Genomic DNA, 13,276 nt, shown 5'->3' with positions numbered 1-13,276 from the left:
CCTCACTCCTCGCCGGTGATCGCCTCGTCGGGCTTGGTGGTGAGGAAGCGCTCGATGTAGTCGCGGGCGGTCTCGTGGATGTCGACCTCGGTGCCGGCCTGCTCGGAGAGGTACCACCGGTGCTCGAGGATCTCGTGGAAGATCTCGGCTGGCTCGAGCTTGCGGGTCGCGTCGGGCGGGATCATCGCCATGATCGGCTCGAAGATCTGGTGCATCCACTTGCTCGCCACCAGGTGCCGGTCCTCGCGACCGAGGTCGTAGTGGGCGGTGAAGGACGCGATGTCGTTGAGCAGGCGGCGGGCCTGGTTGTCCTCGACCGTCATCCCCGTCAGCGACTGGATCTCGCGGGTGTGGTGGCCCAGGTCGACGACCTTGGGCTGGATGCGGATGGTGTCGCCGCCGAGGTCGGTGACGATGTCGAGCTCGTCGACGTCGAAGCCGAGGTCGTTGAGCCGCTCCACGCGGCGCTCGATGCGCCACATCTCGTCGGCGCGGAACTCCTCGAGACCCGTGAGCTCCCCCCAGAGCGCCTCGTAGCGGGTGCGGAGGAGCTCGATGATGCTGAAGCCGTCGATCGGCTGCTGCACGGCGCCGCTGGCGCTGAGGTCCATCAGCTCGGCGAAGATGTTCTCGCAGCCGACGGTGATGTCGTAGTCGCGCATCCGGTCGCTCACCTCCTCGTGCAGCTCGCCGGTCTCGGCGTCGACGAGGTAGGCCGCGAACTCGCCGGCGTTGCGGCGGAACAGCACGTTGGACAGCGACACGTCGCCCCAGTAGAAGCCCGCGAGGTGCAGCCGGACCAGCAGGACGACGATCGCGTCGATGAGCGTCGGCACGTGCTCGGCGGTCATGCCGCGGCTGAAGAGGCTGCGGTAGGGCAGCGAGAACTGCAGGTGTTGGGTGATCAACGCCGCGGGCAGCTCCTCGCCGTGCGGGTCCTCGCGGCCGGTGATGACCCCTTGGGGCACGACGGCGGGGAGCCCGAGTCGCTGGAGGTCGCGCAGCATGCGGTACTCGCGGAACGCGATGTCGTCCTGGGTCTCCTTGACGGCGTAGACCCGCTCGCGCAGCCGCACGATGCGGACGACGTGGCGCGAGAGGCCGCGCGGCAGCGGCACCACGACGTCGTCGGGCCACTGCTCGAGCGGGGTGTCCCACGGCAGGCCGAGGATGGCCGGGTCGGGCCGGCTGGCGACGATCCGCATGGCCATGACAGGAACGCTACTCCGTGTCGAGGGCCCACACGTCGCACCGCGGCCCGTCGGCGCCCGGCACCTGCGTGCCGTCCGGCCCGGGGACGAGGTCCGTCCCGCCCGGCTCCGAGCCGAAGAGGTGCCGCGAGGCGGTGACCGGGAGGGTGAAGCCGGCCCCGGCGGCCCGGCGCGTGATGACGAGGACCGATCCGTCCGGGTGCTCGCGGAGGTGGGCGATGGTGTCGGCGTCGACGTGGGCCCAGCGCAGCCCGCCGCGGCGCAGCGCCGGGTGCTCGCGTCGCAGCCGGGCCAGGTCGGCGTACGTCGCGAGGGTGCGGGTGTCCCACTCGTCGCGGCGGTCCCACGGCATCGGGCGGCGGGAGTCCTCGCCGTTGACGCCCTCGAGGCCGATCTCGTCCCCGGCGAAGATCATCGGGACGCCGGGCAGGGTGAACTGCAGGCCCGCGGCCACGCGGTGCACCGCCGCGTCGCCGCCGACGACGGTGCGGATGCGGGCGGAGTCGTGGGAGCCCAGGATGTTCCAGCTCGCCGCGGTCGCGCGCCAGCCGAGCGTGCCCTGCCAGGCGCGGAAGGTGTCGACGACCGCGGGGCCGTCGCGGCGGGCGACGGGGGCGGGGCGCCCGAAGGGCCGGGCCGGGGAGGACGGGTCGCGCAGCCACGACCAGACCGGCCAGGAGAAGCCGGAGTAGTTCATCGTGCCGTGCCAGCCGTCGCCGTCGACGTCGCCGGTCGCGTCGTGGTTGTGCTCGCCGATGACCCACGGGGCCGGACGCAGCGCCTCGGCCGTGCCGCGCACCGCGCGCGCCACCTCGTGGGCCACGTCGGTGGCGCCGAGCCGGCCGGTCATGTTGGCGACGTCGATGCGCCAGCCGTCGACGTCGAAGGGTGGGCGCAGCCACCGACCCACCACCGAGTCCGGGCCCTCGACCATGGCGTGGCGCAGGTCGAGGTTGGCGTGGTTGATCTTGGGCAGCGTGCCGTGGCCCATCCAGCAGGCGTAGGAGCCGTCGTCGTCGAAGTAGTAGAACGAACGGTGCGGGTCGTCGGGGTCGGCCTGCGCCGAGGTGAACCACTCGTGGGTGTCGCCGGTGTGGTTGGTCGTCAGGTCGCCCAGGATCCGCCAGCCCCGCGCGTGCACGGCGGTGCTGAGCCGGGCGTACGCCTCGTCGCCGCCGAGCAGCGGGTCGACGCTGGTGAAGGTGGTGGCGTTGTAGCGGTGGTTGCTCTCGCCGGGGAAGACCGGGGTCGTGTAGACGACGTCGGCGCCGACGTCCGCGACGTGGTCGAGGTGCTCGGTGATCCCGTCGAGGTCGCCGCCGAAGAGCTGCAGCGGGGTGCGGGGGTCGCTGCCCTCGAAGACCACCTCGTCGTCCCAGCCGGCCGGAACCGCCCAGTGCGGGGTCGGGTGCTCGGCTGCTGCGTCCGAGCGCGCGAAGCGGTCGGGGAACACTTGGTAGACGACCGCGTCACGACCCCAGTCTGGCGCCTCGGGGTAGGCGGTGAGGCGGAAGTCGGCGGAGTCGGGAAGGTCGTGCCCGACCAGGCCGGCTCCGGTGAGCCACTCCTGCTCCTGTCCACGGACGAGCAGGAAGCGGTAGTGCGTGACGGGGTTGTGCACCGGCAGCCGGGCCTCCCACCAGACCACGTCACCGCTGGTCGTGGAGGTGGTCGGGTGGAAGACGGGCTCGGCGTCGTACGTCGTCCGCAGCCAGATCTCGTCCACCGGGTCGCCCGCGCTCGTGCGCACCCGCACCGTGACCGTGTCGCCCAGCGCCGGCGCCTCGTCGGAGACGTAGAGGGGCGAGCCGTCGTGGTGGGGGAGGTGGAGGAGGCTCACGGGTGCCATCCTCTCAGCAGCCGGTCGCTGACTAGGATTGCCGCCGCGTCCCCGGACGCACGCCGCGTTAGCTCAGGGGTAGAGCACCAATCTTGTAAATTGGGTTGCGAGAGTTCGAATCTCTCACGCGGCTCCCATGATCTTCGGTGGTCGAGTAGTCGCGAGCGCCAGCGAGCGGCGTATCGAGACCCCTCCGCCGAGAGGTCAGCGGACCTGCCGCACCTCGAACTCGCACGCCGGCGACGCGATGGCCTCCTGCGCGGCGATGAGCCGCAGCTCCCGCTCCCCGGAGTCGAGGGTCTCCTTCAGCACAGCGAAGACCGACGAGGCGGTGCGGGCGAGGGCCTCGGCCGCCGAGCCGGTGCCCTTGAGGTGGGCGGTGAAGAGCGCCGCGGTGATGTCGCCCGAGCCGTTGGCCTTCATCGGCAGGCGCGGGGTCGTGACGAGCCAGGCGCCGTCCCCGGTCACCGCGAGCATCTCGATGACGTCGTCGGGTGCGCCGGAGCGGATCACCGAGGTCACCAGCACCGTCGAAGGTCCGAGCGCGCGCACCTCGTCGGCGGCGGCCAGGACGTCCTCGAGCGCCGAGGCGCCGCTGAGCGCGTCGTTGTCGGTGATGAACCCGAGCTCGAACTGGTTGGGCGTCAGCACGTCCGCGACCGGGATCACCGTCGAGCGGTACTTCGGGGGGATCGCCGGGTTCACGAAGCAGCCCGACGTCGCGTTGCCCATGACGGGGTCGCAGGTGTACGTCGCCTCCGGGTTGGCCGCCTTCACCCGGGCCACGGCGTCGACGATCACGTCGGCGATCTCCGGCGAGCCCTGGTAGCCGGACAGGACGGTGTCGCACGTCTCGAACGCGCCGCGCTCCTCGATGCCGGTGATGACCTCGGCGACGTCCTCGGCCGCGATCAACGGCCCGCGCCAGGCGCCGTACCCGGTGTGGTTGGAGAAGTTCACCGTCAGGACCGGCCACACCTCGTGGCCGAGGCGCTGGAGCGGGAAGACGGCTGCGGAGTTGCCGACGTGGCCGTAGGCGACGTGGGACTGGATCGAGAGGACGCGCATTCCCTGAGAGTAGATGAGGTCGCGTCAGGCCATCTGGAGCGACCTCTTGGACAGCCCCATCCAGTAGCCGTCGATCACCTGGGTCCCGGGGGCGTCGGCGGTCGTCGCCGCGCCGAGGGTCACGAACAGAGGCGTGTAGTGCTCGACGGTCGGGTGGGCGTACGGCATGCCCGGCGCCTTGGACTTGTAGTCGGCCAGCGTGTCCACGTCCCCGCGGGCGAGGGCATCGGCCGCCCAGAGGTCGAAGTCCTTCGACCAGCCCGGCACCTTCGCGTCGATGCGCCAGTCCTCGAGGAACGGCAGGCCGTGGGTGAGGAAGCCGGACCCGACGATGAGCACGCCCTCGTCGCGCAGCGGGCGGAGCCGCTCGCCGAGCCTCATCAGGCGGTGCGGGTCGTCGGTGGGCAGCGACATCTGCAGCACGGGGATGTCGGCCCCGGGGAACATGATCTTCAGCGGGACCCACGCGCCGTGGTCCAGCCCGCGGGTGGCGTGCTGGTGGACCGGCTCGGTGCTCGGCATCATCGCCGCGACCCGCTGGGCCAGCGCCGTGGCGTCGGGCGTCTCGTAGGTCATCTGGTAGTACTTCGGCGCGAACCCGCCGAAGTCGTAGACCAGCGGCGCACCGCTCGCCGACAGGCTCACCGGTGCCGACTCCCAGTGCGCGGAGACGATCAGGATCGCCTTCGGGCGCGGCAGGTCGCGTGCCCACGCCGCCAGCTGGCCGGACCAGATCGGGTCGTCGAGGAGGGGCGGGGCCCCGTGGCCGATGTAGAGAGCGGGGATCGCAGCGTTCATGACATCCTCAATAGTTTGAGATTCAACTATATTCCCTGGTCAGTCGGCGTACGACGGCAGGCTCCAGTCGACCGGGTCCGCCCCCTGCTCCTCGAGGAGCCGGTTGACGGTGCTGAAGGGCTTCGAGCCGAAGAAGCCGCGATAGGCCGAGAGCGGGGAGGGGTGCACCGACCTCACGCACGGGACCGGGCCCAGCAGCGGCTCCAGCGACTGGGCCGGCTTGCCCCAGAGGATGGCCGCGCAGGGACCGCCGCGCTCCGCGAGGGCGACGATCGCCCGCTCGGTGACCGCCTCCCAACCCTTGCCCTGGTGGGAGTTGGAGTCGCCGGGGCGCACGGTGAGGACCCGGTTGAGCAGCATCACCCCGCGGTCGGCCCAGGCCGACAGGTCGCCGTGGGCGGGCGGCTCGATCCCGAGGTCGTCGCGCAGCTCGGCGTAGATGTTGCGCAGGCTCGGCGGCAGCGGCCGCACGTGGCGCTCGACCGCGAAGCTCAGACCGATCGGGTGGTGCGGGTTGGGGTAGGGGTCCTGCCCCACCACCAGGACCCGTACGTCGGCCAGCGGGCGCGCGAAGGCACGCAGGACCAGGTCTCCCGCGGGCTGGTAGCGCCGGCCGGCCGCCACCTCCTCGCGCAGGAACCGTCCCATCGCCGCGACCTGGTCGTCCACCGGCGCCAGCGCCTCGGCCCAGTCGGGTGCCATCAGGCCCTTCTCGACGAGCCCGGCCAGCGCACTCACGACGACGTCCGGACGGGTCGCTGGAGCCGGTCGAGGAAGGCGACGAGCAGCGCCTCGCGCATGGCGGGCGAGGCCACGTCGAGCATCGCGTTGACCTCGGCCATCCGCGTCGGCAGCTCGAGGTCGCCCTCGGCGGAGGTGCCCACCAGTCCGGAGGCGGCGAGCAGGCCGTCGAAGTCGTCGTCGGTGAGCGCGGTCGGGTCGAGGGCCTCGATGAAGGCGACCACACCCTCGTCGACCGCGACCGGACCCGCCGCCTGCGCGGCCGCCACCGACTCCGCGAGCGCGGTCGCGAGCTCCTCGACGTGGGCGAGCGTGCCGGCGCTCACCGACAGGTGGATGCTCGGACCGCTGCCCTCGAAGGACAGCTGGGGCTGGACGTACCACCCGCGCGAGACGAGCTCGTCGGTCAGGGTGAACGGGTCGAGCGTCTCGTCGGTGACCAGCGTGACGAGGGTCGAGTCGGGCGTGACGACCAGCTCGAGGGCCGGCTCGCGCTCGACGCACGCCGCGATCGCGTCGACCGCGGCCAGAGCCTGCTCGGCCAGCGCGAGGTAGCCATCGTCGCCGATGTGCTGCACCACCGCCCACGTGCCGGCGATGGGCCCGCCCGATCGCGTCGACTGCGTGGTCGCGTTGAGCATCGTGTAGCCCGGCCACGCGGCTGAGGCGAAGAACTGCGGTCGGCGCAGCCCGGCGTCGCGGTGCAGCAGCAGCGACGTGCCCTTGGGCGCGTAGGCGTACTTGTGGGTGTCGACCGAGATCGAGGTGACTCCCTCGACCGCGAAGGTCCACGCCGGCACCGCGCGCCCCAGCCGGTCGGCGTACGGCAGCACCCAGCCGCCGATGCAGGCGTCGACGTGGCAGCGCACCCCGTGCGCGGCGGCCGCGGCGGCGATCTCGGTGACCGGGTCCACCACCCCGTGGGCGTACGACGGCGCGCTGGCGACGACCAGCACGGTGTCGTCGTCGATCGCGTCCGCCATCGCGGCGGCGTCGGCGCGGAAGTCCGGGCCGACCGGCACCATCACGGCCTCGACGCCGAAGTAGTGCGCGGCCTTGTGGAAGGCCGCGTGCGCCGTGGCCGGCAGCACCATCCGCGGCCGGGTGACGTCGGGGCGGCTGTCGCGCGCACCCTGCACGGCCAGCAGGATCGACTCGGTGCCGCCCGACGTCACCGTGCCGACCGCGGTGCCGGGGGCGTCGAGGAGGTCGCAGGCGAAGCCGACGAGCTCGTTCTCCATCTGCAGCAGCGAGGGGAAGGCGGTCGGGTCGAGCGCGTTGGACGCGGCGTAGGCGGCGACCGCCTCCCGCGCGATGCGGTCGACCTCGGCGTCGCCGGAGTCGTAGACGTAGGCCAACGTGCGCCCGCCGTGGACGGGCAGGTCGGCGCGCTGCAGGTCCCGCAGTCGCTCGAGGGGGTCGCTCACGGGTGGGCTCCTTGTGCTTCCGCGGCCGCCACCTCGGCGGCGTCGAGGGTGTACTGGCGCAGCCACCACAGGCTCAGCAGTGTCAGCGCCGCGGGGAGCAGCGAGAACCCGAGGGTGATGGCGGTCAGCGCCGAGTCGGGCTGGGTGATCTCGCGGCCCTGGCTGGACAGGTAGCCGCCGAGGGCGAGCACGACGGCGAAGACGGCCGGCCCGAGGGCCAGGCCGAGGGTCTCCCCGGCCGTCCACACGCCGGTGTAGACCCCGGTGCGGTTCTCCCCGGTCCGCGCGGAGTCGACCGCGGCGGCGTCGGGCAGCATCGCCATCGGGAAGACCTGGCAGCCGGCGTAGCCCACCCCGACGAGCGCGGTTGCGGCGAAGACCACGGCGGGCGGTGCGACGCGCGCGGTGGCGGCGAGGGTGGCGCCGGCCGCCAGCACGACCGAGGCGATGACGTAGCCGCGCCGCTTGCCGATCCGGGTCCCGACCGCGGCCCACACCGGGGTCAGCAGGAGGGCCGGGCCGACGAAGCAGACGAACAGGATCGTGGCAGCCGCGGGACGCTCCAGCACCTCGCCGGCGAGGTAGTCGACGCCGGCGAGCATGCAGCCCGTGGCCAGCGCCTGGAGCACGAACGTGGTCAGCAGGACCCGGAAGTCGCGGGCGTGCGCGACCACGCGCAGCTGCTCGCCCAGCGACCCGGCGCCGGCGGCGACCGTGCCGATCGGAGCGTTGCGCGTGCCCCACCACGCGCTCACCACGCCGACGACGATGAGGACCGCCATCACCACGCCCATCACGCGGTAGCCGTCGCGGCCGCCGACCGCGTCGCGGATCAGGGGTGCGCTCGCACCGGCGAGCATGATCGTGAAGGCCAGGATCGCCACCCGCCAGGTCATCAGCCGCGTGCGCTCGTCGTAGGAGGCGGTGATCTCCGCCGGCATCGCGACGTAGGGCACCTGGAAGAACGCGTACGCCGACGCGGCGAGCACGAAGAACACCAGCACCCATCCGGCCTCGAGCAGCGAGCTCCCCAGGTCGGGCGCCGCGAAGATCAGCGCGAACGCGCCCGCCAGCATCAGCCCGGCGCGGATCAGCCACGGTCGACGCGGACCGTCCGGGTCGACCGTCCGGTCGCTGACCCGGCCGGCGATCGGGTTCAGCACCACGTCCCACGCCTTCGGGAGGAAGACGATGACGCCGGCCCACAGCGCGGCGATGCCGAGCTCGTCGGTCAGGTAGGGCAGCAGCATCAGCCCGGGCACGGTGCCGAAGGCGCCCGTGGCCACCGACCCGCTGCCGTAGCCGATGCGTACGCCGCGGGGCAGCGGCGCTCCCGCCGGGTCCTCTGTCCGCCGCGTGGTCTCAGTGGCTCGGGACATGGCGGCACTCTAGGCGGCGAGGTTCGGACCACCTCGGCGTTTGGGTCGCGCCCGATGGGGGAATCTCGGTCAGGACCCGCGAGAGAGGTCCCGGATGTCAGAGGTACGGCTCGTCCACGAGGCGATGTCGCGCGCGATCGCGGAGACGCGCGCCGCCCACCAGCGCCTGTCGACGGATCGCCGGGCCGCCCAACGTCGGGTCGACTCGTTCCTCGGCTCCGGCTGGCAGGGCGTGGCCAACGAGGCGTTCTCTCAGGCGTGGGGCGAGTGGCTGGAGTCCGCGGACCGCGTCGAGGAGGGGCTGAGCGCGATGGTCGACCTTCTCCAGGCCCACCACCGCGACATGGTGGAGCAGGACGAGGAGTCGCAGCGGGCGATGGACCAGCTGGCCGCTCGCATCGTGGATCGGCTCGGCTGATGGACGACGGCGACTACGCGATCGACCTCGAGGAGCTCGAGGGCGTCATCGCCGACCTCGAGAAGTGCGAGCGTGCGCTCGAGGCCCTCACCAACGACATCGAGCACCAGATGAAGGCGCTGCAGTCCACCTGGGAGGGACTGAGCGCCCAGGCGCAGGCCGAGGCCCAGGCGGAGTGGGAGGAAGGCCTCGCCGAGATGCGGGCCTCCCTCGCCGACATGCGCCAGGCGGCGCGCGTCGCCAGCGACAACTACCACCTGATGATCACCACGAACACCGGCCTCTGGCGGAGGCTGACATGACCGTGAAGGTCCAGGCCATCAGGCTCGAGGCGGCGGCCGACCACTTCGCCACGGCCAACGGGTTCGCAGCCCAGACCTACCAGGGGCTCACCGATGCGGTGGGCGGGTTCTCCGGCATGGCCGGTGACGACTACACGTCCGACGAGTTCGTCTCCAGCTACGACGAGGCCGCGCAGGCTGCGGTGGACGGTGTGCGCGAGCTGGTCGCAGCACTTGCCGGGATGGCCCGTCTGTTGTGGATGACGGCCGGCAACCACCGGAGCGCCAACCGTGCGTCGGTCTACCAGGCGAACCCGCCGGTCTACGACGGCGGTCAGTTCGACGACCTGCCGGACACCACGGTGACGGTCGGCTCAGTGGCCGTGCCCACCGCCAAGGGCGCGGAGTCCTCCGACACCCCGGCGCTGTGGGACCTGATCACCGACTACCTGGAGGGCTGGACGTGGCCCGGTGCCAACACCGGGACCCTGCGGTCAGCCGCGTCGTCGTGGCGCCAGCTCCAGACGATGCTCGACACGATGCTGGTGCCGTGCCTCGAGGCAGCGGAGTCCGAGCTCGAGGGACAACGCTCGCCGGAGATCGCCGATGTCCGCACGGTGATCGCTGACCTCAAGTTGGACATCGAGCAGCTCGGCCTCCACTGCAAGGACCTCGGCGATGCGTGCGACGACTACGCGACCCACGTCGACACCGTGAAGGAGACGGTCAAGGGGATCCTCCAGGACCTTGCGATCGAGGCGGGCATCACCGTCGTTGCCGCCGGCGTCGTCACCTTCTTCACCGCCGGGCTGGGCGCAGGAGGTGGCGCTGCCGTCGCCGGTTGGCGCCTCGCGTCGGCGGCCCGCCGGGTGATCAAGGCGTTCACGGCCATGCGCGCCGCGGTCAAGGTCGCAGCGGTCGCCAAGCTGACGCGTGTCGCCAGCAAGGTCCCACTGATCGGGAGGCGCTTCAGGCGGATCAGCGACGCGGCCAACGTGGCCAAGCACGCCCGGTACAAGGACGCCCTGCGTCGGGCGATGGGCAAGCCGGCGACCCGCAACCCGAAGCTGTCGCGACTCATGGACGAGATGTGGCGCGACAATGCCAAGATCGGGAACGGCTCCACGGCCGCTGCCGTGCGGCACGAGCTCGCGACCGGGAAGCCGGTCGGAGGGGTGTTCCACACGCAGAAGGCACAAGACATGATCAGGGCACTGGAGAAGTGGCTGCGCAACAACCCCGAGGCCACGCCGGGGGACCGGGCAGCAGCGGAGAACGTCATCAAGGACCTGCGCGACGCGTTGGCGGGGAACTAGCGAGGAGGACCTGTGTCGACCGAGGAGTTCACGAGGTTCGTCGAGAAGCTCGCCGCCATCACGCCCGCCATCGGTGACGCGCTCGAGGCGGACGGAGAGCAGCGCACCCCGGACATGGAGATGCCGGTGCTCTGGATGAGCAGCGTCGGGCATGCCGTTGCCGCCGTCCTGCCCGCCCTGCCAGCGGCGACGCGGGTTGCTGTCCTCGACGTGGTGGAGGGCGGCATGGCGTCGGGCAGCGAGCTGCTCCGCACGGCAGTCGCGACAGGGCTGCTCGAGGCGCTCGCCCACGACATGGACCGCGCCTGGGTGCCGCGTGACCTCGTCACGCCGCTCCTCGGTGTGCAGTCGCGCGCCTACCTGGACGCATGGGACACCTTCACGCTCGGCGAACCTTCCTCGGGCACGCCGTGAGCGAGGAGCAGGACTCCTTGGTGGACTTCGTCGGTGGGGACGCCGAGGGAGCCCGGTCGCTGCGTCGTGCACTCGAGGCGCTCCGTGACTCGGCCGAGGTCGCACCCGGCCTCCAGGCCCGGGTCGCCGCCGTGCTGTCCGGGGACCTGACCATGCGCGAGCTGGCTTCGGACAGCGAGCTCGAGGGGATCGCCTGGCGGGGCATCGACCAGCTGCGTGAGGAGCTCGACGACATGTCCCCCGAGGACCGCTCAGTCCTGGTCCGCCGCTCGACGGCGCTCGCAGCGGAGTCCGACGGGGATCAGCGCTGGCCCAGCGCCCGCGAACCCGCCGACCCGTAGCGCCGCGAGGGGTTCGACCCGATCGTGCCGGCAGAGGCCTTCTTCGCGGGAGTCCTCTTCGCCGCGGCCTTCTTGGCGGGAGTCTTCTTCGCAGCCGTCTTGGCGGGGGTCGTCTGGGCGGTGGCCTTCTTGGCGGGAGCCTTCTTCGCCGGGGCCTTCCTGGCAGCCGACTTCTTCGCCGGTGCCTTCTTCCGTGCCGGCTTCACCACGCCCGCCGACCACTCGTCGACCCACTCGTCGATGACCGTCCAGGTCGTCCCGCGGGCCGCGCGGCCGGTCAGCATGCCGAGGTGACCGCCCGGCACGACCTCGAAGCGCACCTGCTGGGCGCCGGTCAGCAGCGGCACCACTGCGCGTACGGCGGGCAGGGGCGCGATGCCGTCGGTGTTGCCGGCGAAGACGAGCGTCGGCACCTTGATCGCGGCCAGGTCGATCGTGCGGTCGCCGACCTGCATGGAGCCCCGCGCGAGGGCGTTGCCCTTGACGAAGCGGTGGTAGAGCTGGCCGAAGGTCCGGCCGGGGTAGGCGAACATGTTGGCGCGGAAGCGATCGACCGCCTCGAGCTGGGCGAGGTAGTCGGTGTCGTCGAGGTGCGTCAGCACGGCCAGCGGCTTGGTCACCACCTTCTGCGCGGACGCGGCGGTGAAGGCCCAGTTGACGAGCGGCTGGGGGATGCCGCCCAGGGCCCGGTAGGCGCGGGTGATCGCGCCGCGACCCTGGGTGAGGTTGAGCAGCGGGCGCACCGGCGCGACCAGCGGGACCTTGGTGACGTCGACCGGCGACCCGACCACGGTGATCGAGGCGATGGGGAGGTCCTGGCGGTCGGCGGCGACCAGCAGGGTGAAGATCCCGCCGAGGCTCCAGCCGACGAGGTGCACGCCCCGGCCGCCGGAGTGCTCGTGGACGGCGCGGACGGCGTCGGGCAGGACGTCGTCGACCCAGTGCTCGACGCCGAGCGAGCGGTTCTTGAAGGAGACCTGGCCGTACTCCAGCAGGTAGGTCGGGCGACCCTGCGAGACGAGGTGCTCGACCAGCGAGCAGCCGCGCCGCAGGTCGAAGCACAGGGCCGGCGCGGCCAGCGGCGTGACGAGCAGGACCGGGTCGCCGGTCGCGGGCACGTCGGGGTCCGGCCGGTAGTGGTAGACCTCGCGCAGCTCCCCGTCGTCGATCAGCGTGCGGGGCATCGGCCGCAGGTCCGCGAGACCGCCGTAGAGGACGGTGTGCGCGACATTTCCGACGGCCGCGACGAGCTGGTCGGGCTTGGGGATGAGGTCCATGGAAGAAATCTACGGCCCGGGTGCATCCGGGGAGGGGTGTCGCGCCGAGAAGCAGTCGACGGGCGCGATCCGGCGCCCCCGATGGAAGGACTCCCCATGAAGCGACGCGTCTCCGCAGCCCTCGCCGCCTCGGCCCTCGCGCTCACCGCCGTCCCGGCCATGGCGCCTGCCGCCAACGCCAAGGCGATCGGTGAGGACAGCCTCGCCGGACTGCTCACCTCCGACGGCAACACCTTCGACAAGAACAAGAACGACTTCGACATCGTCACCGAGGCGGCCCTCGCCATCGTCGGCGCCAAGCCGGACTCGCCCGTCGCCCTCCTGGCCGACGGCACCCAGCGCCTGACGGTCTTCGCCCCGACCGACCAGGCCTTCCGCCTGCTGGTCAAGGACCTCACCGGCCAGACCATCAAGAGCGAGAAGAAGATCTTCGAGGCGCTGGTGGACCTCGCCGGCGTGGACACCATCGAGACCGTGCTGCTCTACCACGTCGTGCCCGGCAAGACCCTGACCAGCCCGAAGGTCCTCAAGGCCGACGGCGCGAAGCTCACGACCGTCCAGGGCGGCAAGGTCAAGGTCCAGGTCAAGACGAAGCCCCGCCTCTCCATCACCCTCAAGGACCGCGACCGCAACGACCGCGACCCGAAGGTCGTGCTGAAGGCCCTCGACCTCAACAAGGGCAACAAGCAGGTCGCGCACGGCATCGACCGGGTGCTGCGCCCGATCGACCTGTGACCCACGGGCCGTGAGCTGAGCACGAGAGAG

14 protein-coding genes and 1 tRNA gene are annotated in these 13,276 nt (G+C 71.8%); 7 read left to right on the top strand and 8 right to left on the bottom strand.

Annotated elements, in window-relative coordinates; all coding sequences use genetic code 11:
* Positions 1-2: 2 nt before the first annotated feature.
* Together IRX98_RS00740 and IRX98_RS00735 are read right to left on the bottom strand one after the other, a co-directional pair.
* Positions 3-1,211 (bottom strand): DUF4032 domain-containing protein, encoded by a 1,209-nt coding sequence (locus tag IRX98_RS00740; protein WP_224273177.1) that lies wholly within the window; start codon positions 1,209-1,211, stop codon positions 3-5.
* A gap of 10 nt (positions 1,212-1,221) precedes the next feature.
* Positions 1,222-3,051 (bottom strand): glycoside hydrolase family 13 protein, encoded by a 1,830-nt coding sequence (locus IRX98_RS00735; protein WP_224273176.1) that lies wholly within the window; start codon positions 3,049-3,051, stop codon positions 1,222-1,224.
* A gap of 61 nt (positions 3,052-3,112) precedes the next feature.
* On the opposite strand from IRX98_RS00735, the gene IRX98_RS00730 reads away from it, so the two are divergent.
* Positions 3,113-3,184 (top strand) — tRNA-Thr (locus IRX98_RS00730).
* A gap of 71 nt (positions 3,185-3,255) precedes the next feature.
* Here IRX98_RS00730 and pdxY read toward each other — a convergent pair.
* Genes pdxY through IRX98_RS00705 form a run of 5 tightly spaced genes read right to left on the bottom strand, consistent with a single transcriptional unit; the run spans position 3,256 to position 8,464 of the window.
* Positions 3,256-4,119 (bottom strand): pyridoxal kinase PdxY, encoded by an 864-nt coding sequence (gene pdxY, locus IRX98_RS00725; protein WP_224273174.1) that lies wholly within the window; start codon positions 4,117-4,119, stop codon positions 3,256-3,258.
* Between the two features lie 24 nt (positions 4,120-4,143).
* Positions 4,144-4,917: a dioxygenase family protein gene (locus IRX98_RS00720; RefSeq protein WP_224273172.1), complete on the bottom strand. Its 774-nt coding sequence runs from the start codon at positions 4,915-4,917 to the stop codon at positions 4,144-4,146.
* Positions 4,918-4,956: 39 nt separating this feature from the next.
* The gene (locus tag IRX98_RS00715) at positions 4,957-5,619 is read right to left on the bottom strand and encodes a uracil-DNA glycosylase (protein ID WP_224273637.1); all 663 of its coding nucleotides are present in this window, start codon (positions 5,617-5,619) and stop codon (positions 4,957-4,959) included.
* 32 nt (positions 5,620-5,651) lie between these two features.
* Entirely contained in the window at positions 5,652-7,085 is a 1,434-nt protein-coding gene (locus IRX98_RS00710) for a pyridoxal phosphate-dependent decarboxylase family protein (protein ID WP_224273171.1), read from the bottom strand.
* Positions 7,082-8,464 (bottom strand): MFS transporter, encoded by a 1,383-nt coding sequence (locus IRX98_RS00705; protein ID WP_224273169.1) that lies wholly within the window; start codon positions 8,462-8,464, stop codon positions 7,082-7,084. Before IRX98_RS00705 ends, IRX98_RS00710 begins: the two co-directional genes overlap by 4 nt.
* Positions 8,465-8,558: 94 nt before the next feature.
* Here IRX98_RS00705 and IRX98_RS00700 point away from each other — a divergent pair, with 94 nt between their 5' ends.
* Genes IRX98_RS00700 through IRX98_RS00680 form a run of 5 tightly spaced genes read left to right on the top strand, consistent with a single transcriptional unit; the run spans position 8,559 to position 11,234 of the window.
* Positions 8,559-8,882 carry a WXG100 family type VII secretion target gene (locus IRX98_RS00700; protein WP_224273167.1) on the top strand — a complete coding sequence of 108 codons (324 nt, stop codon included), beginning with the start codon at positions 8,559-8,561 and terminating at the stop codon, positions 8,880-8,882.
* Positions 8,882-9,184, top strand: a complete 303-nt coding sequence (locus tag IRX98_RS00695) for a WXG100 family type VII secretion target (protein ID WP_224273166.1) — start codon at positions 8,882-8,884, stop codon at positions 9,182-9,184. Before IRX98_RS00700 ends, IRX98_RS00695 begins: the two co-directional genes overlap by 1 nt.
* The gene (locus tag IRX98_RS00690) at positions 9,181-10,479 is read left to right on the top strand and encodes a WXG100-like domain-containing protein (protein WP_224273165.1); all 1,299 of its coding nucleotides are present in this window, start codon (positions 9,181-9,183) and stop codon (positions 10,477-10,479) included. Before IRX98_RS00695 ends, IRX98_RS00690 begins: the two co-directional genes overlap by 4 nt.
* Before the next feature lie 12 nt (positions 10,480-10,491).
* A complete protein-coding gene (locus IRX98_RS00685; protein ID WP_224273164.1) occupies positions 10,492-10,893 on the top strand; it encodes a hypothetical protein in 402 nt (133 codons plus the stop codon).
* Entirely contained in the window at positions 10,890-11,234 is a 345-nt protein-coding gene (locus IRX98_RS00680; RefSeq protein ID WP_224273163.1) for a hypothetical protein, read from the top strand. The genes IRX98_RS00685 and IRX98_RS00680 overlap by 4 nt, the downstream gene beginning before the upstream one ends.
* Here IRX98_RS00680 and IRX98_RS00675 read toward each other — a convergent pair.
* Complete coding sequence (locus IRX98_RS00675; RefSeq protein ID WP_224273162.1) at positions 11,195-12,511, bottom strand: alpha/beta fold hydrolase; 1,317 nt, start codon at positions 12,509-12,511, stop codon at positions 11,195-11,197. The two genes, IRX98_RS00680 and IRX98_RS00675, sit on opposite strands and share 40 nt — an antisense overlap.
* Before the next feature lie 96 nt (positions 12,512-12,607).
* On the opposite strand from IRX98_RS00675, the gene IRX98_RS00670 reads away from it, so the two are divergent.
* Complete coding sequence (locus IRX98_RS00670; protein ID WP_224273161.1) at positions 12,608-13,246, top strand: fasciclin domain-containing protein; 639 nt, start codon at positions 12,608-12,610, stop codon at positions 13,244-13,246.
* Positions 13,247-13,276: the final 30 nt, after the last annotated feature.

It is taken from the genome of Nocardioides lacusdianchii (assembly GCF_020102855.1).
In the GTDB taxonomy this organism is placed as follows: domain Bacteria; phylum Actinomycetota; class Actinomycetes; order Propionibacteriales; family Nocardioidaceae; genus Nocardioides; species Nocardioides lacusdianchii.
Note: the sequence above shows the minus strand (reverse complement) of the source record. Positions and strands in the feature narration are given on the sequence as shown.